At 60.7% G+C, this 23,869-nt stretch carries 16 protein-coding genes; 14 read left to right on the plus strand and 2 right to left on the minus strand.

All coding sequences use genetic code 11. From position 1 onward, the window contains the following. Positions 1–48 precede the first annotated feature (48 nt). Positions 49–2,268, minus strand: a complete 2,220-nt coding sequence (locus LAB08_RS01820) for a primosomal protein N' (protein ID WP_096513801.1) — start codon at positions 2,266–2,268, stop codon at positions 49–51. A gap of 277 nt (positions 2,269–2,545) precedes the next feature. On the opposite strand from LAB08_RS01820, the gene rpmE reads away from it, so the two are divergent. From rpmE to LAB08_RS01835, 3 genes are all read left to right on the plus strand, one after another. Beyond that, positions 2,546–2,764, plus strand: a complete 219-nt coding sequence (gene rpmE, locus LAB08_RS01825) for a 50S ribosomal protein L31 (protein WP_008047849.1) — start codon at positions 2,546–2,548, stop codon at positions 2,762–2,764. A gap of 35 nt (positions 2,765–2,799) precedes the next feature. Next, positions 2,800–3,588, plus strand: coding sequence for a thermonuclease family protein (locus LAB08_RS01830; protein WP_096513800.1), 789 nt, complete (start codon positions 2,800–2,802; stop codon positions 3,586–3,588). Positions 3,589–3,770: 182 nt separating this feature from the next. Next, entirely contained in the window at positions 3,771–5,039 is a 1,269-nt protein-coding gene (locus tag LAB08_RS01835; protein WP_096513799.1) for a malic enzyme-like NAD(P)-binding protein, read from the plus strand. A 261-nt stretch (positions 5,040–5,300) separates the two neighbouring features. On the opposite strand, the gene LAB08_RS01840 is transcribed toward LAB08_RS01835, so the two are convergent. Next, on the minus strand, positions 5,301–7,739 hold the full coding sequence (locus LAB08_RS01840; RefSeq protein ID WP_436799351.1) for a penicillin-binding protein 1A: 2,439 nt from the start codon (positions 7,737–7,739) through the stop codon (positions 5,301–5,303). 217 nt (positions 7,740–7,956) lie between these two features. Here LAB08_RS01840 and LAB08_RS01845 point away from each other — a divergent pair, with 217 nt between their 5' ends. The 11 genes from LAB08_RS01845 to hemE all read left to right on the plus strand — a co-directional run bounded on the left by LAB08_RS01845 (position 7,957) and on the right by hemE (position 23,765). After that, positions 7,957–9,018, plus strand: a complete 1,062-nt coding sequence (locus LAB08_RS01845) for a pilus assembly protein PilM (protein ID WP_096513797.1) — start codon at positions 7,957–7,959, stop codon at positions 9,016–9,018. Further along, entirely contained in the window at positions 9,018–9,584 is a 567-nt protein-coding gene (locus LAB08_RS01850) for a PilN domain-containing protein (RefSeq protein ID WP_096513796.1), read from the plus strand. Before LAB08_RS01845 ends, LAB08_RS01850 begins: the two co-directional genes overlap by 1 nt. Then, positions 9,581–10,204 carry a type 4a pilus biogenesis protein PilO gene (gene pilO / locus LAB08_RS01855; protein WP_096513795.1) on the plus strand — a complete coding sequence of 208 codons (624 nt, stop codon included), beginning with the start codon at positions 9,581–9,583 and terminating at the stop codon, positions 10,202–10,204. The genes LAB08_RS01850 and pilO overlap by 4 nt, the downstream gene beginning before the upstream one ends. Beyond that, a complete protein-coding gene (locus LAB08_RS01860; protein WP_096513794.1) occupies positions 10,201–10,728 on the plus strand; it encodes a pilus assembly protein PilP in 528 nt (175 codons plus the stop codon). The genes pilO and LAB08_RS01860 overlap by 4 nt, the downstream gene beginning before the upstream one ends. 13 nt (positions 10,729–10,741) lie before the next feature. Next, positions 10,742–12,823, plus strand: a complete 2,082-nt coding sequence (locus LAB08_RS01865) for a type IV pilus secretin PilQ (RefSeq protein WP_096513793.1) — start codon at positions 10,742–10,744, stop codon at positions 12,821–12,823. 4 nt (positions 12,824–12,827) lie between these two features. Then, complete coding sequence (gene aroK, locus LAB08_RS01870; RefSeq protein ID WP_056725695.1) at positions 12,828–13,346, plus strand: shikimate kinase AroK; 519 nt, start codon at positions 12,828–12,830, stop codon at positions 13,344–13,346. 147 nt (positions 13,347–13,493) lie between these two features. Beyond that, positions 13,494–14,594 carry a 3-dehydroquinate synthase gene (gene aroB / locus LAB08_RS01875; protein ID WP_096513792.1) on the plus strand — a complete coding sequence of 367 codons (1,101 nt, stop codon included), beginning with the start codon at positions 13,494–13,496 and terminating at the stop codon, positions 14,592–14,594. A 10-nt stretch (positions 14,595–14,604) separates the two neighbouring features. Next, complete coding sequence (locus LAB08_RS01880; protein ID WP_096513791.1) at positions 14,605–16,206, plus strand: AAA family ATPase; 1,602 nt, start codon at positions 14,605–14,607, stop codon at positions 16,204–16,206. A 348-nt stretch (positions 16,207–16,554) separates the two neighbouring features. Beyond that, on the plus strand, positions 16,555–21,000 hold the full coding sequence (gene gltB, locus LAB08_RS01885) for a glutamate synthase large subunit (protein WP_096513790.1): 4,446 nt from the start codon (positions 16,555–16,557) through the stop codon (positions 20,998–21,000). 33 nt (positions 21,001–21,033) lie between these two features. After that, on the plus strand, positions 21,034–22,452 hold the full coding sequence (locus LAB08_RS01890; RefSeq protein ID WP_096513789.1) for an FAD-dependent oxidoreductase: 1,419 nt from the start codon (positions 21,034–21,036) through the stop codon (positions 22,450–22,452). A gap of 245 nt (positions 22,453–22,697) precedes the next feature. Next, positions 22,698–23,765 carry a uroporphyrinogen decarboxylase gene (gene hemE / locus LAB08_RS01895; protein WP_096513788.1) on the plus strand — a complete coding sequence of 356 codons (1,068 nt, stop codon included), beginning with the start codon at positions 22,698–22,700 and terminating at the stop codon, positions 23,763–23,765. The last annotated feature ends 104 nt before the right edge of the window (positions 23,766–23,869 follow it).

A 23,869-nucleotide genomic window follows, 5' to 3' on the forward strand; every position in this document is an offset into this window, starting at 1 on the left:
CCTCGATCCCTGTGGGAGCCGGGCTTGCCCGCGATGGCGGTTTCAAAATCAATACAAATCGACGGGATCGACATCCAAAGACCAGCGCACCGCCCGCCCACTCGGCATCTGCTCCAGCACCAGCAACCAACTGGCAAGCAACCGATGCAAAGGCGCCCGGGCTGTAGCCTGCAACAATAGCTGTGCACGATAGCGTCCTGCCCGGCGCTCCATCGGCGCCGGCACCGGGCCCAGGAGTTCAATGCCGGTCAGATGCTGTTCGGCCAGCAAACGCTCGGCCTCGCTGCACGCCTCATCGAGGAAGCCTTCGGCCTGACCCGGTTTGTGCGCTTCGGCCCGCAACAGCGCCAGGTGCGCGAACGGCGGCAAACCCGCTGCGCGACGTTCGCTCAAGGCTTGCTCGGCAAAGGCGAAATAGCCTTGTTCGGTCAATTGCACCAGCAGCGGATGGTCGGCCAGGTGCGTCTGGATGATCACTTTGCCCGGTTCTTCCGCCCGGCCGGCGCGTCCGGCGACCTGCACGATCAGTTGCGCCATGCGCTCGCTGGCGCGGAAATCACCGGAGAACAGGCCGCCATCGGCATCGAGAATCGACACCAGAGTCACCCTTGGAAAGTGGTGGCCCTTGGCGAGCATTTGCGTGCCCACCAGGATGCATGGCTGGCCCTTCTGAATGGTCGCGAACAATTGATTCATCGCGTCCTTGCGTGACGTACTGTCGCGATCGACCCGCAATACCGGGTAGTCCGGGAACAGAATGCCCAAGCGCTCCTCGGCCCGTTCGGTGCCGGCCCCCACAGGACGCAAATCGACCTTGTTGCACTTCGGGCACTGGCGTGGCACGCGCTCGACATAGCCGCAATGGTGGCAACGCAGTTCGCCATGGCGCTGATGCACGGTCATGCGCGCGTCGCAGCGCTGGCATTCAGACATCCAGCCGCAGTCATGGCAGAGCAGGGTCGGGGCGAAACCACGGCGGTTAAGGAATACCAATACTTGCTGGCCAGCCGCCAGGGTCTGGCCGATGGCTTGTTGCATCGGCCCGGAAATGCCGCTGTCCAGCGGGCGGCTTTTCACGTCAAGGCGTAGGAAACGCGGTTGTTTGGCGCCGCCGGCGCGCTCATTCAGGCGTAGCAGGCCGTAACGGCCGGTGTAGGCATTGTGCAGGCTTTCCAGAGAGGGTGTGGCCGAACCGAGCACAATCGGAATGTTTTCCTGTCGGGCGCGCACCAGTGCGAGATCGCGAGCGTGATAGCGCAGGCCTTCCTGCTGCTTATATGAGCCGTCGTGCTCTTCATCGATGATGATCAGTCCCGGATTTCTCATCGGCGTGAACAGCGCCGAGCGGGTGCCGATAATGATGTCGGCCTCACCGTCGCGGGCGGCGAGCCAGGCATCGAGACGTTCGCGATCATTGACTGCCGAGTGAATCAGCGCGATGCGCGCATTGAAGCGTTGTTCGAAGCGCGCCAGGGTTTGCGGGCCCAGGTTGATTTCCGGGATCAGCACCAGCGCCTGTTTGCCGGCTTCAAGGGTTTCGCGGATCAATTGCAAATACACTTCGGTCTTGCCGCTGCCGGTGACACCGGCCAGCAGGAACGCGTGATAGCTGTCGAAGCCGGCGCGAATGGCCTCATAAGCTGCACGCTGCTCCGGGTTGAGCGGCAACTCCGGTTGGGCCAGCCAGTGTTCATGGCGCGCGCCGGGAGCGTGCTTGCGGACTTCGACTTGCACCAGTTCCTTGGCCAGCAACAGATCAAGGCTGTCTTTGCTCAGCATCAATTTGCTCAGCAACTGATGGGCGACACCGTGGGGATGCTGGGCCAGTGTCGCCAGGGCTTCTCGCTGGCGCGGGGCGCGGGCGATACGCGGATCATCGAGGCTGGCGCCGGGGGCGGCGGACCAGAAACGTTCCTGGCGCGCTTCGGCCAGTTCGCCCTGGCGCAGCAACACCGGCAGTGCCCAGCTCAGGGTGTCACCGAGGCTGTGCTGGTAATACTGGGAGGTCCACAGGCACAGCTTGAACAACGCCGGTGGCAGCGGTGGCGTGGCGTCGAGCAATGCCAGGGCCCGCTTGAGTTTTTCCGCCGGGACTTCGCTGGTATCGGCGACTTCCACCAGAATCCCGATCATCTCCCGCCGGCCAAAAGGTACCCGCAGGCGCATGCCGGGGTGCAGTCGGGCGCGCACTACACCGGCCGGCGCACGGTAGTCGAACAGGCGGCGCAGGGGCGAAGGCAGGGCGAGGCGCAGAATGGCGTCGGGCACGCGGGGGATTCTCGATTAGCGGCAACAGAAGACGGGGTGAATCACATTCCCTGTGGGAGCGAGCCTGCTCGCGAAGAGGGAGTATCAGCAGCATTGACGTCGTCTGACACAGCGCATTCGCGAGCAGGCTCGCTCCCACAGGGTCGGGAGCCTAGCAGACGGTCGGTCTCAGTGACAGCTTGCGTGATCAGGATTGTCTGGTAGAATCCGCGGCCTAATTACGTGCGGTATTCAACAATAGTGTTGGGTGGCGGCACGCTAGCCCGAGGAAGACACCATGAAAGCTGATATCCATCCAGAATACCCAGCAGTTGCTGTTACCTGCAGCTGCGGCAACAAGTTCGAAACCCGTTCGACCTTCGGCAAAGCCCTGGCGATCGACGTTTGCAACGAATGCCACCCGTTCTACACCGGTAAGCAAAAGACTCTGGACACTGGCGGCCGCGTTCAGCGCTTCGCCGACCGTTTCGGTGCTTTCGGCGCGAAAAAGGCCTAAGGCCGATCAACTTGGGAAGCCGCTACGGTTTTTCCATGCTGATGAAAAAGGCGTCCCTTGTGGGCGCCTTTTTTGTGTCCGCGATTTGGCTATCCGCTGCCCAGGCCTTCTGCCCGGCGCCGGGCGCTCTGACTTCCGTCGCGGTGCAGCGGGTGGTGGACGGCGACACACTGCGCCTGGTCGATGGCCGCAGCGTACGCATGATCGGCTTGAATACCCCGGAGTTGGGCAAGAAAGGTCGTTCCGACGAGCCGTTCGCCGTGGCTGCGCGCAAACGCCTCGAAGCCTTGGTGGCGGCGAGCGACGGGCGGGTTGGTTTGCTGCCTGGTAAAGAAAGCCAGGACCACTACGGCCGGACCCTCGCCCACGTCTACAGCGCTGATGGCAACAACCTCGAAGCGCAGATGCTCGCCGAGGGCCTCGGATTTCTGGTGGCGGTCCCACCGAATGTCGATCTGGTTGATTGTCAGCAAGCCGCCGAACGCAGTGCCCGCCAGGCCGGGCTTGGCGTGTGGCGCCAGTCACCTGTACTGAAAGCGGATCAGATCAGTGCGTCCGGTTTCGCCGTGCTCAGCGGCCGTGTGAGCAAGGTTCAGCGCAATCGTGGCGGGGTTTGGATCGAGTTGCAGGATTCGGTTGTATTGCGTGTTGCACCCAATGTGCTCGCCCGCTTCGATGCGGCTTCGCTCGAAAGGCTCAAGGGCAAGCAGATCGAGGCGCGTGGCTGGGTACTGGATCGTTCGCGTCGCGGCGGACTCAAGGACGGTCAGGCGCGCTGGATGTTGCCGCTGACGGATCCGGCAATGCTGGAAGTGGCGCGCTGATAAAAAATTGTAGACATTTTTTCTGTGGATTGTGAACAGTCTATCCCTTGTGTTCCGCGGCTCTTGGCCAAAAGTCGTAGGGCAGGGCGGTTGACAGGGGTGACCGGTCAGTCTTGTGGGGATTTTACGAGGCGCGTATCCTCGCTGACCAGTCTGTCCAACAGTAAAAGCGGAATGCCAAAATGTCTGATCTGAAAACTGCCGCTCTCGAATATCATGCCAATCCTCGTCCAGGGAAGCTGAGCGTCGAGCTCACCAAGGCCACCGCTACCGCCCGCGACCTGTCGCTGGCCTACAGCCCCGGCGTAGCCGAACCAGTTCGCGAAATCGCCCGCGATCCTGAACTGGCCTACAAATACACCGGTAAAGGCAACCTGGTTGCAGTCATTTCCGATGGCACCGCGATTCTGGGCCTGGGTAACCTCGGCCCATTGGCTTCCAAGCCAGTAATGGAAGGTAAAGGCGTGCTGTTCAAGCGCTTCGCCGGCATCGACGTTTTCGACATCGAAGTCGATTCCGAAAGCCCGCAAGCCTTCATCGACACCGTCAAACGCATCTCCATCACTTTCGGTGGCATCAACCTGGAAGATATCAAGGCGCCAGAGTGCTTTGAGATCGAACGCGCCCTGATCGAACAGTGCGACATTCCGGTGTTCCACGATGACCAGCACGGTACCGCCATCGTGACCGCGGCCGGCATGATCAACGCCCTGGAAATCGCCGGCAAAACCCTGCCGGAAGCCAAGATTGTCTGCCTGGGTGCCGGTGCTGCCGCCATCTCCTGCATGAAATTGCTGGTGAGCATGGGTGCCAAGGTCGAGAACATCTTCATGATCGACCGTACCGGTGTGATCCATGCTGGCCGTGACGACCTGAACCAGTACAAGGCCGTATTCGCCCACGCCACCGAGAAGCGCACGCTGGATGACGCCATCGAAGGCGCCGACGTGTTCGTAGGCCTGTCGGGCCCTAACCTGCTGAGCGCCGAGCAACTCAAGCGCATGGCGGCCAACCCGATCGTCTTCGCATGCTCGAACCCGGATCCGGAGATCTCCCCGGAACTGGCACACGCTACCCGTAGCGACGTGATCATGGCTACCGGCCGTTCGGACTACCCGAACCAGGTCAACAACGTACTGGGCTTCCCGTTCATCTTCCGCGGTGCCCTGGACGTACGCGCCAAGCGCATCAACGAAGAAATGAAAGTGGCCGCGGCCAATGCCCTGCGCGAACTGGCCAAGCTGCCGGTTCCTCAGGAAGTGTGCGACGCCTATGGCGGTATCAAGCTGGAATTCGGTCGTGAGTACATCATTCCGAAACCAATGGATGCCCGTCTGATCACCCTGATCTCCGACGCCGTTGCCAAGGCAGCGATCGAGACCGGCGTGGCGACCCTGCCGTATCCGAAGCACTACCCGCTGAAAAGCGTGGATGACGTGTTCAACGGCTAAGTCGTTGTAGCGCTTCAACCGAAAGCCCCGGCTCTGGTGAGTCGGGGCTTTTTGTTGTCTGCAGGTTATGTGGTGTCTGTCCGGCTGCCTTCGCGAGCAGGCTCGCTCCCACAGGGTTTAGTGTTGTTCGCGGATCTCATATGCACCGCTGATCCATTGTGGGAGCAAGCCTGCTCGCGAAGGCGGTGTCACAGGAAACCTGGGTGCTAAAAAGCCCCGCCTTCCAGAGAAGAGCGGGGCTTTTTGCATTGCGCGATGGGATCAGAACAAATCGATCGGCGCCGCTTCGTCCGCTGGTAGCGGGCTGCCCGGCGCATTGCCGTTGCCCAGCTCATTGACCGACGGTGGCGTGTCTTCGGCCTTGAACAGTTCGAAGTAAGCCCCAGGCGTGCCTGGAGTCGCTGCGCGGCCGCTGACCGGATCGACGCGCAGGCTCAGGATGCCTTCCGGCTCTGGTTGCGTGTGCGGCGGCAGGCCTTTGAGTGCCGCACCCATGTAGTTCATCCAGATCGGCAGTGCGACGGTGCCGCCGAACTCCTTGCGGCCCAGGCTTTCAGGCTGGTCGAAGCCGGTCCAGACGGTGGTCACGTAATCGGCGTTGTAGCCGGAGAACCAGGCGTCCTTGGATTCGTTGGTGGTGCCGGTCTTGCCGGCGATATCGCCGCGGCCCAGGGCCAGGGCGCGACGCCCGGTGCCAAGTTTGATCACGTCCTCGAGCATGCTGTTGAGGATATAGGTGGTGCGGCCATCGACAATGCGCTCAGCCACTGCCGGAGCCTGTGGTGCCGGTTGGACGGTCAGTGCTTCGCCCGGCGTGGCGTTGACCGTAAAGGCCCCGGCGACTGGCGCGGCGATACCGTCGCTGGCGGTATCGCCCTTGGGAACGCTCGGCGGGTTGGCGACAAACAATGTATCGCCATTGCGGCTTTCGACCTTGTCGATGATGTACGGGGTGATCTTGTAGCCGCCGTTGGCAAAAGTGCTCCAGCCGGTAGCGATTTCCATTGGCGTCAAGGTCGCGGTGCCCAACGCCAGGGACAGGTTGGGCGGCAGGTCCTGCTTGTTGAAGCCAAAGCGGGTGATGTAGTCGATGGTTTTGCCAACGCCCATCGCCTGCAGCAGGCGGATCGACACCAGGTTGCGCGACTTGTACAGCGCTTCGCGCAGGCGGATCGGGCCGAGGAAGGTATTGGTGTCGTTTTTCGGACGCCAGACCTTGTCCAGGTACTCGTCGACGAACACGATTGGAGCATCGTTCACCAGGCTGGCGGCGGTGTAGCCGTTATCCAGCGCGGCGCTGTAGACGAATGGCTTGAAGCTCGAGCCTGGTTGGCGCTTGGCCTGCAATGCGCGGTTGTAGTTACTCTGTTCGAAGGCGAAGCCGCCGACCAGTGCACGGATCGCACCGTTTTGCGGGTCGAGGGACACCAGCGCACCTTGGGCTTGCGGGATCTGGCTGAATTTCAGCGAATCGTCCGGTTGGCGCTGCACGCGAATCAGGTCGCCGACCTGCGCCACGTCCGACGGCTGCTTGGGATTGGCACCCACGCTGTTGGTGTTCAGGAACGGGCGAGCCCATTTCATGCTGTCCCAGCCTACGTGCTCGCTGCCCGTGCGGGTGAGGACCTGCAGGCCGTTCTTGTCGACCTGGGTGACGATGGCCGGCTCAAGGCTGCTGATGGTGCGCTGTTTGGTCAGTTCGGTCGCCCACGCCTCGCGGGTCTTGCCCGGCAGGCGTGATTCAGGGCCGCGATAACCGTGACGCTGGTCGTAGGTCATCAGGCCTTCGTGGACGGCGGTATTGGCCATTTCCTGCAGATTGCTCGGCACCGTAGTGGTGACGCGGAAACCTTCGGTGTAGGCGTCGCTGCCATAGCGGCCGACCATTTCGGCGCGGGCCATTTCGGCGATGTAAGGGGCATTCACTTCCGGTGTCGGCACGTGATAGCTGGCGTTCAGCGGCTCGTTGATCGCGGCGGTGTAATCGGCTTCGGTGATTTTGCCGAGCTTGTACATGCGCCCCAGGATCCAGTCGCGACGTTCCTTGCTGCGTGCCGGGTTGGCGAGCGGGTTGAAGCGTGACGGGGCTTTCGGCAAGCCGGCGATCATCGCCATCTGCGCCAGGCTGACGTCACGAATCGACTTGCCATAGTAAACCTGAGCTGCCGCTTCGATGCCGTAGGCACGGTTGCCCAGATAGATCTTGTTGACGTACAGCTCAAGGATTTCGTCCTTGGTCAGCTGCCGTTCGATTTGCAGGGCCAGAAGGATTTCAGTGGTTTTGCGAGAAAAACTGCGCTCGCTGGTCAGGAAGAAGTTCTTCGCCACCTGCATGGTGATGGTGCTGCCGCCGGACTGGATGTGGCCGCTTTTGACCAGTTGGCTGGCGGCGCGCATCAGGCTGCTGGGATCGACCCCGTAGTGATTGGCGAAGTTATCGTCTTCAGCACTTAGTAACGCATTGATGAAATTGGGGGGAATGTCGGCGAAACGGATCGGAGTGCGGCGCATTTCGCCAAACTCTGCAATCAGTTTGTTGTCGCTGCTGTAGACCCGCAGCGGAATCTGCAACTGGATGCTTCTCAGCGCCTCCACGGATGGCAATCCGGGGCTAAGGTAAAGAAACGCCCCGCTCAGACCCAAAAGCAGTCCGCAGAAAACCGCGACGATGGACCAACCGAGAAATTTCAGCAGACGAATCAAGGCTTTTGGATATCCAGGGCAAAAAATGAATTAGGCATCAGGGTTCAGGCTAAAGGCAAACAACCCGCGCTTGAGAAAAAGCGGAAAAAAACGCTCGGCATTATAAGCATTTTTCTGTCGCAGGCGTCATTGGCGGCTGCTGTCAAGACGGGCGGATGGAACGCAACACACATTACAGAGTCCGTAACTCACGGATAGTCATAGGGAATTGCTAGTGCCAGGACTCTTCAATAAAAAAGCCAATACGCTTTTGGGCATCGACATCAGCTCCACATCGGTAAAACTGCTGGAACTGAGCCGCCAGGGCGAACGCTATCGGGTCGAGGCCTATGCGGTCGAGCCACTGCCCGCCAGCGCGGTTATCGAGAAGAACATCGCCGAACTCGAAGGTGTGGGTCAGGCGCTCGCTCGTGTGCTGACCAAGGCCAAAACCAGCCTCAGGAACGTGGCCGTGGCCGTAGCCGGTTCGGCGGTGATCACCAAGACCATCGAGATGGATGCCGGTCTTTCCGACGACGAGATGGAAAGCCAGCTGAAAATCGAGGCCGATCAGTACATCCCCTATCCACTGGACGAGGTTGCCATCGACTTCGAAGTCCAGGGTGTGTCAACGCGCAACCCCGAGCGGGTCAATGTGTTGCTCGCGGCCTGCCGCAAGGAAAACGTCGAAGTTCGGGAAGCCGCCCTGACGCTGGCCGGCCTGACCGCTCGCGTGGTCGACGTGGAGGCTTATGCCCTGGAGCGATCATTCGGCTTGCTGGAAAATCACTCGGCAATCTCCGAGGGGCGCCTGGTGGCGGTGGTCGACATCGGCGCAACCATGACGACGCTGAGCGTGCTGCTTGGCGGGCGGATCATCTACACCCGTGAACAGTTGTTCGGTGGTCGTCAACTGACCGAAGAGATCCAGCGTCGGTACGGCCTGACGACCGAGCAGGCGGGGCTGGCGAAGAAGCAGGGGGGGTTGCCGGACGATTACGTCAGCGAGGTATTGCAGCCGTTTCGCGAGGCATTGGTGCAGCAGGTCTCGCGTTCACTGCAGTTTTTCTTTGCCTCCGGCCAGTACCACGCGGTCGATCACATTCTGTTGGCGGGTGGCACTGCGTCAGTCTCCGGTCTGGATCGACTGATCGAGCAGCAATTACGCACGCCGACGCAGGTGGCCAACCCGTTTTCCAACATGATGCTGAGCAGCAAGGTCAACGCCATGGCGCTGGCCAGCGACGCGCCCGCCCTGATGATCGCCTGCGGGCTGGCCCTCAGGAGTTTCGACTGATGGCGCGGATCAATCTTTTACCCTGGCGCGAAGAGCTTCGCGAAGAGCGCCGCAAGCGCTTTTTGTTGACGCTGGTCGGCGTGTTGGTGGGGGCGACCGGTGCGGTTTTGATCGCAAACCAGGTCATCAGTAACGCCATTGACCGGCAGGTTGCGCGTAACGATTACATCGGCCAGCAGATCGTCGTGGTCGACGAGCGGATCAAGCAGATCAGTGACCTCAAGGCTCGTCGCCAGCAATTGATCGAGCGCATGCGCATCATTCAGGACCTGCAAGGCAATCGGCCGATCAGCGGGCGAATTTTTGATCAGCTGGCCCGGACGCTGCCTGACGGGGTCTATTTCAGCGAAGTGAAAATGGTCGGCAAGACCTTGTCCATCACTGGCGCGGCGGAATCCAACAACCGTGTTTCCGACCTGATGCGCAATCTGGATGCCTCCGACTGGTTCGATGCGCCCAGCCTGACGGAAGTCAAGGCGACCACCGCCGGCCAGCTGGATCAGACGAATGTCTTTCAACTGACCGTTCGTCAGACCCAGCCTGCAGCGGTCGAGGGCGGGAAATGAGTCTGTCCGAATGGTTCGAAGGCCTGCGCAAGATCGATATCAATGATCTGGACACCCATAACATCGGCTCCTGGCCGCCGACGATCAAGGTTGTGGTGGGTGTACTGGTCATGGCGCTGGTGCTGGCGCTCGGTTACAGCTTTTCCACAGGTGAACTCGAGAACCAGCTCACTCTCAAGCGCGAGGAAGAGTCGACCCTCAAGGAGCAATTCGCGACCAAGGCTCATATGGCGGCGAATCTGGAGCTGTATACCCAGCAAATGAAAGAAATGGAGAACTCCTTTGGCGTACTGCTGCGGCAACTGCCCAGTGATACCGAAGTGCCCGGCCTGCTGGAAGACATCACCCGCACCGGCCTGGGCAGCGGCCTGGAGTTTGAAGAGATCAAGCTGCTACCGGAGGTCACCCAGCCGTTCTACATCGAGTTACCAATCCAGATTACCGTCACCGGCGCCTATCACGACCTGGCCACCTTCGTCAGCGGTGTGGCCGGACTGCCACGCATTGTCACCCTGCATGATTTCGACCTGGCACCGGTCAGTTCCGACGGCGGCCCCAAATTGCGTATGAGCATTTTGGCCAGGACCTATCGCTACAACGACGAGGGGCTGCACCCATGAGCCCGATTCGTGTTTTTTCCATGGTCGTGGTGTTAGTCCAGCTGACGGGCTGTGGTAGCGGTAATGACTTCAGTGATCTGGACGCCTACATGAACGAAATGCGCCTGCGGGCGCCGGGCAAGATTGAACCAACGCCGACATTCCGGTCTTACCCGACATTCACTTACAGCGCCGCCAACCTGCGCAGTCCGTTTTCCCGGCAGGTCAGGATCGACCTGGCCGGTCAGCCGCGCGGCTCGCGCAACGTCAAGCCGGACCCCAACAGGGTCAAGCAGTACCTCGAGGGCTTCAACATCGAGCAGTTTGAAATGGTCGGCACGATTTCCAATGCGTCCGGCTCCTTTGCGCTGCTACGGGGTGCCGGCGGGGTACACCGGCTTAAAGTCGGAGATTATCTGGGGCGTAACGATGGCCGGATCGTCGCTATCAACGCCTCGCAAGTCGATGTGGTGGAAATCGTCCCTGATGGCCAGGGGGCCTGGCTGGAGAGGCCGCGGACCCTCCCTTTGAAAGAACACTCATAGTGGAACTCGAATAATGAACAGGATTTTCTCCACCCTCGGTATGTCGCTATGGATAGCGCTGCTTTCGCCGATGGTACAAGCGGCCAACCTCAAGGCGCTGGATGTCGCTGCGCTGCCGGGGGACCGCGTCGAGTTGAAGCTGGCGTTCGATGGGCAACCTCCGAGGCCCCATGGGTATACGACAGAGTCCCCTGCACGGATCGCACTGGACTTGCCGGGTGTCGTCAGTCAGCTGGCGAACAAGACTCGCGACCTTGGCAGTGGCAATGCCCGAAGCGCGACGGTGGTCGAGGTCAAGGACCGCACGAGGTTGATCATCAATCTGACCCAGTTGACCCCTTACGACACACGGGTCGAAGGCAATAACCTGTTTGTGGTGGTGGGCCAGGGCGCCAAAAGCGCAGCACCCAGGCAGCCGGCCGCTGTAGTTCCAACTCCGACCCCGGCCCCGGCGCGTGCACCTGCAACAACGACGAAGGCTATCCGCGCGGTGGATTTTCAGCGCGGCACTCAGGGTGAAGGCAATGTGGTAATCGATTTGTCGGATCCGTCCATCGCGCCAGACATTCAGGAGCGCGAGGGCAAGATCGTTCTCGGTTTCACCAAGACCCGATTGCCCGAGCCGCTACGCGTGCGCCTGGACGTCAAGGACTTCGCCACACCGGTGCAATTCGTCAATGCCAGCGCCACAGGCGACAAGGCCACGATCACGATCGAGCCCAGCGGTGCCTTCGATTATTCGACCTATCAGACCGACAACAAGCTGACCGTGAGCATTCGCCCGATGACGGTAGATGACCTGCAGAAGCGTAACGCCGACCGCTACGCCTACAGCGGTGAAAAGCTCTCGCTGAATTTCCAGGACATCGATGTGCGTTCGGTACTGCAACTGATCGCCGATTTCACCAATCTCAATCTGGTGGCCAGTGACACCGTGCAGGGTGGCATCACGTTGCGTTTGCAAAACGTGCCCTGGGATCAGGCGCTGGACCTGGTGTTGAAAACCAAGGGGCTGGACAAACGCAAGATCGGCAATGTGCTGTTGGTGGCGCCGGCCGATGAAATCGCCGCCCGGGAACGCCAGGAGCTGGAGTCGCAGAAACAGATCGCCGAGCTGGCACCGCTGCGCCGGGAACTGCTGCAGGTCAATTACGCCAAGGCAGCCGATATCGCCAAGTTGTTCCAGTCGGTGACCAGTGCCGAGGCGAAAGTCGACGAACGGGGTTCGATCACCGTCGATGAGCGCACCAACAACATCATTGCCTACCAGACCCAGGACCGACTCGACGAGCTGCGGCGAATCGTGGCGCAACTGGATATCCCGGTGCGCCAGGTGATGATCGAAGCACGGATCGTCGAAGCCAATGTCGATTACGACAAGAGCCTCGGCGTGCGCTGGGGCGGTTCGATCCAGAACAAGGGCAACTGGAACACGTCAGGCGTGAGCAACGGCGCCAACGGGTCGTCCACCATCGGCACGCCGGGAAGCACCAGCACCAATACACCGTTCGTCGATATGGGGGCCGCGGCCAATACCTCAGGGATCGGCATCGCGTTCATCACCGATAACGTCTTGCTTGACCTGGAGCTGACGGCCATGGAGAAAACCGGCAACGGCGAAATCGTCTCGCAACCCAAGGTGGTCACGTCCGACAAGGAAACCGCAAAAATCCTCAAGGGCACCGAAATTCCCTATCAGGAAGCCAGCTCCAGCGGCGCTACTTCGGTCTCGTTCAAGGAGGCTTCGCTGTCGCTGGAAGTGACGCCGCAAATCACCCCGGACAACCGGATCATCATGGAGGTCAAGGTCACCAAGGACGAGCCGGACTACCTGAACAAGGTGCAGGATGTGCCGCCAATCAAGAAAAACGAGGTCAATGCAAAGGTGCTGGTGAACGATGGCGAGACCATCGTCATTGGTGGCGTTTTCTCAAATACTCAAAGCAAGGTTGTAGATAAGGTGCCATTTCTTGGCGATGTGCCGTATCTTGGCCGCCTTTTCCGGCGTGACGTGGTTTCGGAGAAAAAATCCGAGCTGTTGGTGTTTCTCACTCCGCGTATCATGAATAACCAGGCGATTGCTGTGAGTCGTTGATTCTGTGCGAAATTTGATTCTTGTAGGACCGATGGGCGCTGGAAAAAGCACCATCGGCCGGTTGCTGGCCAAAGAGCTGCGCTTGCCATTCAAAGATTCCGATAAGGAAATTGAATTACGCACGGGCGCCAATATCCCATGGATCTTCGACAAGGAAGGCGAACCGGGCTTTCGTGACCGTGAGCAGGCAATGATTGCCGAGCTGTGCGATTACGACGGTGTGGTGCTGGCGACCGGTGGTGGCGCAGTCATGCGCGAAGCCAATCGTCGGGCGCTGCATGCCGGTGGGCGGGTGGTTTATCTGCATGCGTCCGTCGAGCAGCAGGTCGGTCGTACCTCCCGCGACCGCAATCGGCCCTTGTTGCGCACTGCCGATCCGGCCAAGACCCTTCGTGACCTGCTGGCGATCCGTGATCCGCTGTATCGGGAAATTGCCGATCTGGTGGTGGAAACCGATGAGCGGCCGCCGCGAATGGTCGTGCTCGATATTCTCGAACGCTTGCAGCAGCTGCCTCCCCGTTAATGCGCGGCGCGAAATGCGCTATCCTCGGCGTCTGCCACAACCGCTCAAGGTTGTGGCGAACGGCTATCAAACGGCGTCACACCAGCAGGGGCCGTGGATCGTTAACTCAAGGCAGGAATCCTGATTCCATCTTCACTGTGGGGACACATGCAGACACTCAAGGTCGATCTAGGCGAGCGCAGCTACCCGATTCATATTGGCGAAGGTCTGTTGGATCAGCCTGAGCTGCTGGCCCCGCATATTCGCGGTCGGCAAGTGGCGATCATCTCCAACGAAACCGTGGCGCCGCTCTATCTCGAACGTCTGACCCGCAGCCTTGCGCAGTTTTCGGTGATTTCCGTGGTGCTGCCCGACGGCGAAGCCTTCAAGACCTGGGAAACCCTGCAACTGATTTTCGATGGTCTGCTGACCGCGCGGCATGATCGTCGCACCACAGTGATCGCCCTCGGTGGCGGTGTGATTGGCGATATGGCCGGTTTTGCGGCGGCCTGCTACCAGCGCGGCGTCGATTTCATCCAGGTCCCGACCACGTTGCTGTCGCAAGTCGACTCTTCGGTGGGCGGCAAGACCGGTATCAACCACCCGCTGGGCAAGAACATGGTCGGCGCCTTCTATCAGCCGAACGTTGTGCTGATCGACACTGCCTCCCTCAACACCCTGCCGGCCCGCGAGCTGTCCGCCGGTCTGGCCGAAGTCATCAAGTACGGGCTGATCTGCGACGAGCCGTTCCTGAGCTGGCTCGAAGACAACGTCGACCGCCTGCGCAGTCTGGATCAGCAAGCCCTGACCTATGCCATCGAACGCTCTTGTGCGGCCAAGGCCGCAGTCGTCGGGGCTGACGAAAAAGAGACTGGCGTGCGGGCTACGCTCAACCTGGGCCATACCTTTGGCCACGCCATCGAAACCCATATGGGGTACGGTGTCTGGCTGCATGGCGAAGCGGTCGCTGCTGGCACTGTAATGGCGTTGGAAATGTCCGCACGCCTGGGCTGGATCAGCGAACAGGACCGCGACCGCGGCATTCGTCTGTTCCAGCGCGCCGGCCTGCCGGTCATTCCACCTGAAGAGATGACCGAAGCCGATTTCCTCGAACACATGGCAATTGATAAAAAAGTGATCGACGGTCGTTTGCGCCTGGTGCTGCTGCGCCGCATGGGCGAAGCGGTGGTGACCGACGATTATCCGAAAGAGGTTCTACAGGCCACGCTGGGAGCGGATTACCGCGCCCTGGCTCAGCTTAAAGGTTAATAAGAACGCGATGACTAGTTTGCATGCCGACGAGGCTTTCCTCGGCCATTTCCAGTTGAGTCACGACCCTTTTGCTCCACGGGTGCCTGGCTTCAAGTTTTTCCCGGCCCAGCGCAAACCGGTGCTGGGGCAGTTGCACCACCTGGCGCGCTACAGCCAGTTGCTGCTGGTGGTCACTGGCCCGCAAGGCAGTGGCAAGACCCTCTTGCGTCAGGCCTTGGTGGCCAGCACCAACAAGCAGTCAGTGCAGAGCGTGGTGGTTTCCGCCCGGGGCGCTGGCGACTCTGCCGGCCTGCTGCGCCAGGTCGCCCAGGCGCTGGACATTGCCCAGGCCGAGACCGGTGCCATTCTGGATCAGGTGGTGCAGTTGGCACTCACCGGGCAGGAAGTCTATCTGCTGGTGGATGACGCCGAGCAGCTCGATGAGTCTGCGCTCGAGGCCTTGATGACGCTGGCCGCCGGTGCACCGGAAGGTCGCCCGCATGTGTTCCTGTTCGGCGAGACGTCGCTGATTGCCCAGCTTGAGGCTTTGCAGCTCGAGGAAGAGCGCTTCCACGTCATCGAGTTGCAGCCTTACACCGAAGAAGAAACCCGCGAATATCTGGACCAGCGTCTTGAGGGGGCGGGCCGGGGTATCGAACTTTTCACCGCGGATCAGATCTCTGATATTCACGAAAGCTCCGACGGTTGGCCTGGCAACATCAATCAGGTCGCCCGCGATGCGATGATCGAAGCCATGATTGCCAGCCGTTCAGCGGTGAAGCGTCCAAGTATGGGGTTCAATATGCCGAAGAAACACGTATTGGCGATTTCCGCCGTCGTTGTGGTCGCGGTGGCCGCCGCCTGGTTGATGCCGGGTCGCAGTAAAGCACCGACCGCAGGTGCACCAGCCAACGAGCAGGCGCAATTGCCGCTCGGCCAGGGTTCGGCGAACGGCGGTGCTCCGGCCGTCGAATTTGCAGGTAACACTCAGCCGATGCCACTGCCGTTGGTCGGTAATTCACAGCCGGTCATGCGCAAACCGCTCGCCGAAGCGGCTGGTGGCATCACCGAAGGCGATGATGGCGTGCCGGTGGAAGGTTCCAGCGCCACACCACCGACCGTGACCACGATTGCACCGCCTGCCGGCGTCCCTGCCGGCCCTGCACCGACGCCAGCGGCCAAGCCGGTACCTGCACCGACTCAGGTTGCTACCGCCAAGCCGGCACCGGCTCCAGCGCCAGCCGCCAAGCCTGCTCCAGCGCCCGCCAAACCGGCCGTTGCCGCTGCTGCCAAGCCTGTCGAGAAACCTGCCGAGAAGCCGGCCCCTGCGGCCAAGGCTGCTGGCGGTACCTGGTACGCCGGTCAGGCACCGGGCAACTACGTCGTGCAAATCCTCGGCACCAGCTCCGAAGCGACCGCGCAAAACTTCGTCAAGGAGCAGGGCGGCGAGTACCGTTATTTCAAGAAAGTCCTCAACGGCAAACCGCTTTACGTCATCACCTACGGTAACTTCGCCAACCGCGATGCAGCCGTTACCGCCATCAAGGCCTTGCCAGCGAAGGTTCAGGCTGGTAAACCTTGGCCTCGCTCTGTCGCCAGCGTCCAACAGGAACTGGCAACAGCTCGCTGAAGATTCGGCGGCCTTACCCAGGCCGCCTCTCCCGGCACCTCAAAATTTCTGCAAGGCATGCCGCCCTCAAGGCCGCATGCTTTGTGGTGTCTGCGTCACAGTAGTCTTTGAGTCGTTGCGGTCAAAATTAAAAAAGTTTTGACTAGCACAGCAGATCGCTTTAAACCTTTCACAAATGCGACATAGATTTGCGACATTTCGTCGTCAAATTTGTGAGGCCAAGTGTCGGTGTGTACAATGACCTCCCTTTTGCCCCCGCAAAGCTGGCGTACGTTCGGCGCGGACGGTAAGTGGTTGAATTGAAAAGAAATTTGCCTCGATAAGAGGCAGCCTGGTGAGAAAGTGTCTATGAAAGCAGGTCTGTACCAACCAGATGAATTCAAGGATAACTGCGGTTTCGGCCTGATAGCCCATATGCAGGGCGAGCCCAGTCATACCCTTTTGCAAACGGCCATCGAGGCCCTGACCTGCATGACCCACCGCGGTGGGATTAATGCCGACGGCAAGACCGGTGACGGTTGCGGTCTGCTGATTCAAAAGCCGGACGCGTTCCTGCGAGCCATCGCCCAGGAAACGTTCGGCGTCGCACTGCCCAAGCAATACGCCGTGGGCATGGTCTTCTTCAACCAGGACCCGGTCAAAGCCGAAGCTGCTCGCGAGAACATGAACCGCGAGATCCTGGCCGCCGGCCTGCAGTTGGTCGGCTGGCGCAAAGTGCCGATCGACACCAGCGTCCTCGGCCGCCTGGCCCTTGAGCGCCTGCCACAGATCGAGCAGGTGTACATCGGTGGCGAAGGCCTGAGCGATCAGGACATGGCCGTCAAGCTGTTCACCTCCCGTCGTCGCTCGTCCGTGGCCAACGCCGCCGACGTTGACCACTACGTGTGCAGCTTTTCCCACAAGACCATCATTTACAAAGGCCTGATGATGCCGGCGGATTTGACCGCCTTCTATCCAGACCTGAGCGATGAGCGCCTGCAAACTTCGATTTGCGTGTTCCACCAGCGCTTCTCCACCAACACCCTGCCGAAATGGCCGCTGGCCCAACCGTTCCGCTTCCTGGCGCACAACGGCGAGATCAACACCATCACCGGCAACCGCAACTGGGCCGTGGCCCGTCGCACCAAGTTCACCAACGACTTGATGGACCTGGAAGAACTCGGCCCGCTGGTCAACCGTGTTGGCTCCGACTCCTCCAGCATGGACAACATGCTCGAGCTGATGGTCACCGGTGGCATCGACCTGTTCCGTGGCGTGCGGATGATCATTCCGCCTGCGTGGCAGAACGTCGAAACCATGGACCCGGACCTGCGTGCGTTCTACGAGTACAACTCGATGCACATGGAACCGTGGGACGGTCCGGCGGGCGTGGTCATGACCGACGGTCGCTACGCGGTGTGCCTGCTCGACCGAAACGGTCTGCGTCCGGCGCGTTGGGTCACCACCAAGAACGGTTTCATCACCCTGGCATCGGAAATCGGCGTCTGGAACTACCAGCCTGAAGATGTGATTGCCAAAGGTCGCGTTGGTCCGGGCCAGATCTTTGCCGTGGACACCGAAACCGGTCAGATCCTCGACACCGACGCCATCGACAACCGTCTGAAGTCCCGTCATCCGTACAAGCAATGGCTGCGCAAGAATGCCCTGCGCATCCAGGCGACCATGGAAGACAACGACCACGGTTCGGCGTTCTACGACGTCGATCAGCTCAAGCAATACATGAAGATGTACCAGGTCACGTTCGAAGAGCGCGACCAGGTGCTGCGTCCGCTTGGCGAACAAGGCTACGAAGCCGTGGGTTCGATGGGCGACGATACGCCGATGGCCGTGCTGTCCCAGCGCGTGCGCACGCCGTACGATTATTTCCGCCAGCAGTTCGCGCAGGTCACCAACCCGCCGATCGACCCGCTGCGCGAAGCCATCGTCATGTCGCTGGAGATCTGCCTCGGTGCCGAGCGCAACATCTTCCAGGAATCGCCGGAACACGCCTCGCGCGTGATCCTCAGTTCGCCGGTCATTTCCCCGGCCAAGTGGCGTTCGCTGATGAACCTCGATCGTCCGGGCTTCGAGCGCGCGATCATCGACCTCAACTACGACGAAAGCGTCGGCCTCGAAGCGGCGATCCGCAACGTCGCCGATCAGGCTGAAGAAGCCGTGCGCGCCGGGCGTACCCAGGTTGTACTGAGCGACCGTCATATTGCCCCGGGCAAGCTGCCGATCCACGCCTCCCTGGCCACCGGCGCGGTGCATCACCGCCTGACCGAAAAAGGCCTGCGTTGCGACTCCAACATCCTGGTGGAAACCGCCACCGCGCGCGATCCGCACCATTTCGCCGTACTGATCGGTTTCGGCGCCTCCGCCGTTTATCCGTTCCTGGCTTATGAAGTGCTGGGCGACCTGATCCGTACCGGTGAAGTGCTGGGCGACCTCTACGAGGTGTTCAAGAACTACCGTAAAGGCATCACCAAGGGCCTGCTCAAGATCCTGTCGAAGATGGGTATCTCGACCATCACCTCCTATCGCGGGGCGCAACTGTTCGAAGCAATCGGCCTGTCCGAGGAAGTCTGCAACCTGAGCTTCAAGGGCGTGCCGAGCCGCATCAAGGGCGCGCGTTTCGTCGACATCGAAGCCGAGCAGAAAGCCCTGGCCACCGAAGCCTGGAGCCCGCGCAAGCCGATCCAGCAAGGCGGCCTGCTGAAATTCGTCCACGGTGGCGAATATCACGCGTACAACCCGGACGTGGTCAACACCCTGCAAGCCGCCGTGCAGCAGGGCGACTACAGCAAGTTCAAGGAATACACGTCGCTGGTGGACAACCGTCCGGTGTCGATGATCCGCGACCTGCTGAAAGTCAAAACCCTCGACACTCCATTGGATATGAGCGAAGTCGAGCCGCTGGAATCGGTGCTCAAGCGCTTCGACTCCGCCGGTATCTCGCTGGGCGCCCTGTCGCCGGAAGCTCACGAAGCCCTGGCCGAAGCCATGAACCGCCTCGGTGCGCGTTCCAACTCCGGTGAAGGCGGTGAAGACCCGGCGCGCTACGGCACCATCAAGAGCTCGAAAATCAAGCAAGTGGCCACCGGTCGTTTCGGTGTGACCCCGGAATACCTGGTCAACGCCGAAGTGCTGCAGATCAAGGTCGCCCAGGGCGCCAAGCCGGGCGAGGGCGGTCAACTGCCAGGCGGCAAGGTCAACGGTCTGATCGCCAAGCTGCGTTACGCAGTGCCGGGCGTGACCCTGATTTCGCCACCGCCGCACCACGACATCTACTCGATCGAAGACTTGTCGCAGCTGATTTTCGACTTGAAACAAGTCAACCCGAAGGCGTTGGTCTCGGTGAAGCTGGTAGCGGAAGCGGGCGTTGGCACCATCGCCGCCGGTGTGGCCAAGGCCTACGCGGACTTGATCACCATTTCCGGTTACGACGGCGGCACCGGCGCATCGCCACTGACCTCGATCAAATACGCGGGCGCACCGTGGGAGCTCGGCCTGGCCGAAACCCACCAGACCCTGCGTGGCAACGATCTGCGCGGCAAAGTCCGGGTACAGACCGACGGCGGCCTGAAAACCGGCCTCGACGTGATCAAGGCTGCCATCCTCGGCGCTGAAAGCTTCGGCTTCGGTACGGCGCCTATGATTGCTTTGGGTTGCAAATACCTGCGTATCTGCCACCTGAACAACTGCGCCACTGGCGTCGCGACTCAGAACGAGAAGCTGCGCAAGGATCACTACATCGGTACCGTCGACATGGTGGTGAACTTCTTCACCTACGTCGCCGAAGAAACCCGTGAGTGGCTGGCCAAGCTGGGCGTGCGCTCCCTCGAAGAGCTGATCGGCCGTACCGATCTGCTGGAAGTCCTCGAAGGCCAGACCGCCAAGCAGCATCACCTGGACCTGACCCCGTTGCTGGGCAGCGATCACGTGCCGGCAGACAAGCCGCAATTCTGTGGTGTTGAGCGCAACCCGCCGTTCGACAAGGGCCTGCTGGCCGAGAAAATGGTCGGCATGGCCACCTCGGCGATCAATGACCTGAGCGGCGCCGAGTTCGCCCTGGATATCTGCAACTGCGACCGTTCCATCGGTGCGCGGATCTCCGGTGAAATCGCCCGCAAACACGGCAACCAGGGCATGGCCAATGCGCCTATCACCTTCCGCTTCAAAGGCACTGCCGGTCAGAGCTTTGGTGTGTGGAACGCCGGTGGTCTGAACATGTACCTGGAAGGCGACGCCAACGATTACGTCGGCAAAGGCATGACCGGTGGCAAGCTGGTCATCGTTCCGCCGAAGGGCAGCGTCTACAAGACCCAGGACAGTGCCATTATCGGCAACACCTGCCTGTACGGCGCCACTGGCGGCAAGCTGTTCGCCGCCGGCACCGCGGGTGAGCGTTTCGCCGTACGTAACTCCGGAGCCCACACCGTAGTGGAAGGCACCGGTGATCACTGCTGCGAGTACATGACCGGTGGTTTCGTCTGCGTACTGGGCAAGACCGGTTACAACTTCGGCTCTGGCATGACCGGTGGTTTCGCCTACGTGCTCGACCAGGACAACACCTTCGTTGACCGGGTCAACCACGAACTGGTGGAAATCCAGCGGATCAGCGGCGAGGCGATGGAAGCCTACCGTAGCCATTTGCAACGCGTGCTGAACGAGTACGTCGAGGAAACCGACAGCGAGTGGGGTCGTGAACTCGCCGAAAACCTCGATGATTACGTGCGCCGTTTCTGGCTGGTCAAGCCCAAGGCTGCCAACCTGAAATCGTTGCTTTCCAGCACCCGTGCCAACCCGCAGTGATATGCGCCTGAAGAGTTTGATGAGGTTTTAACAATGGCTGAACGTCTGAATAATGACTTCCAGTTCATCGAGGTCGGGCGCAAGGATCCGAAGAAGAAACTGTTGCGTCAACGCAAGAAAGAGTTCGTGGAAATCTACGAGCCCTTCAAACCCCAGCAGTCGGCCGACCAGGCCCACCGCTGCCTGGGTTGCGGTAACCCGTATTGCGAATGGAAGTGCCCTGTGCACAACTTCATTCCCAACTGGCTGAAACTGGTGGCCGAGGGCAACATCCTCGCCGCCGCCGAGCTGTCGCACCAGACCAACACCCTGCCGGAAGTCTGCGGCCGGGTGTGCCCGCAGGACCGTCTGTGCGAGGGTGCCTGCACCCTCAACGACGGCTTCGGCGCGGTGACCATCGGTTCGGTGGAGAAGTACATCACCGACACCGCGTTCGCCATGGGCTGGCGCCCGGACATGTCCAGGGTCAAGCCGACCGGCAAGCGTGTTGCGATCATCGGCGCAGGGCCTGCGGGCCTGGGCTGTGCCGACGTGCTGGTGCGTGGCGGCGTGACCCCGGTGGTGTTCGACAAGAACCCGGAAATCGGCGGTCTGCTGACTTTCGGTATCCCCGAGTTCAAGCTGGAAAAGACCGTGCTGAGCAATCGCCGCGAAGTCTTCACCGGCATGGGCATCGAGTTCCGCCTCAACACCGAGGTGGGCAAGGATGTCACCATGGAGCAACTGCTCGCCGAATACGATGCGGTATTCATGGGCATGGGCACCTACACCTACATGAAGGGCGGTTTCGCCGGTGAGGACCTGCCGGGCGTGTACGATGCCCTCGACTTCCTGATCGCCAACGTCAACCGCAACCTGGGCTTTGAAAAGTCGCCGGAAGATTTCGTCGACATGAAGGGCAAGAAGGTCGTGGTGCTGGGTGGTGGCGACACGGCGATGGACTGCAACCGTACTTCGATTCGCCAGGGCGCCAAGTCGGTGACCTGCGCCTATCGTCGTGACGAAGCGAACATGCCGGGCTCGCGCAAAGAGGTGAAGAACGCCAAGGAAGAAGGCGTGAAATTCCTCTACAACCGCCAGCCGATCGCCATCGTTGGTGAAGACAGGGTCGAAGGCGTGAAGGTGGTCGAGACCCGTCTCGGCGAACCGGATGCCCGTGGCCGTCGCAGCCCCGAGCCGATCCCGGGTTCCGAAGAGATCATCCCGGCCGACGCCGTGGTCATCGCTTTCGGTTTCCGCCCGAGCCCGGCACCGTGGTTCGAGCAGTTCGAGATCCAGACCGACAGCCAGGGCCGCGTCGTGGCGCCGGAACAAGGCCAGTACAAGCACCAGACCAGCAACCCGAAAATCTTCGCCGGTGGCGACATGGTGCGCGGTTCCGACCTGGTGGTGACGGCGATCTTCGAAGGCCGTAATGCGGCGGAAGGGATCCTCGACTACCTGGGCGTTTAACCCCGTTCTAAGCTGCACCGCGATACCTGTGGGAGCTGGCTCGCCAGCGATAGCATCACCTTGGTCTGCCTGACAAACCGAGGTGTTTGCATCGCTGGCGAGCCAGCTCCCACAGTGTTTTGTGGTGTGACGAAAACCGCATTCCATTGCGACAAATTGACCCGATAGACAAAAGGCTGACCTGCATCCGTGCCTTTTGCGCCCGGCTCTGAGAAAATGCCCGCACTTTTTTTCCGGATGCCGACATGACTGCCCTGAAGAACGACCGTTTCCTGCGCGCCCTGCTCAAGCAACCCGTAGACGTCACCCCTGTGTGGATGATGCGTCAGGCCGGTCGCTACCTGCCTGAATACCGCGCCAGCCGTGCCAAGGCCGGTGATTTCATGAGCCTGTGCATGAACCCGGCGTTCGCTTGCGAAGTCACGATGCAACCCCTCGACCGTTATCCACAGCTGGACGCGGCGATCCTCTTTTCCGACATCCTCACCATTCCCGATGCCATGGGCCAAGGCCTGTACTTCGAAACCGGTGAAGGCCCACGCTTCAAGAAAGTCGTCAGCACCCTGGCCGACATCGAAGCCCTGCCGATTCCCGATCCGCAGAAAGACCTGGGCTACGTCATGGACGCAGTCAGCACCATCCGCCGCGAACTCAATGGTCGCGTGCCGCTGATCGGCTTCTCCGGCAGCCCGTGGACACTGGCCACCTACATGGTCGAAGGCGGCTCGTCGAAAGACTTCCGCAAGACCAAGGCCATGCTCTACGACAACCCGCAAGCCATGCACCTGCTGCTGGATAAACTCGCGCAGTCGGTCACCAGCTACCTCAACGGCCAGATCCTGGCCGGTGCACAAGCGGTGCAGATCTTTGACACCTGGGGCGGCAACCTGTCGGCGGCGGCGTACCAGGAGTTCTCCCTGGCCTACATGCGCAAAATCGTCAGCGGCCTGATCCGCGAGCACGAAGGTCGCAAAGTGCCGGTCATCCTGTTCACCAAGAACGGCGGCCTGTGGCTGGAAAGCATTGCCGACGCTGGCGCGGATGCCCTGGGCCTGGACTGGACCTGCGACATCGGCAACGCTCGTGAACGCGTCGGCAGCAAAGTCGCCCTGCAAGGCAACATGGATCCGACCGTGCTCTACGCCAAGCCTGAAGCCATCCGCGCCGAAGTTGGTCGTATCCTCGCCAGCTATGGCAAGGGCAGTGGCCACGTGTTCAACCTGGGACACGGCATCACGCCGGAAGTCGACCCGGAACATGCAGGCGCCTTCTTGCGGGCCGTACATGAGTTGTCGGCGCAGTATCACGAGTGATTGCTTCCAATAAAAAACGCCCGGCTCATGCCGGGCGTTTTTGTATGAGATACCAGGTCGTACTCGGTCCCTGTGGGAGCGGGCAAGCCCGCTCCCACAGGGAT

This window comes from Pseudomonas izuensis, assembly GCF_002356535.2.
GTDB classification, from domain to species: domain Bacteria; phylum Pseudomonadota; class Gammaproteobacteria; order Pseudomonadales; family Pseudomonadaceae; genus Aquipseudomonas; species Aquipseudomonas izuensis.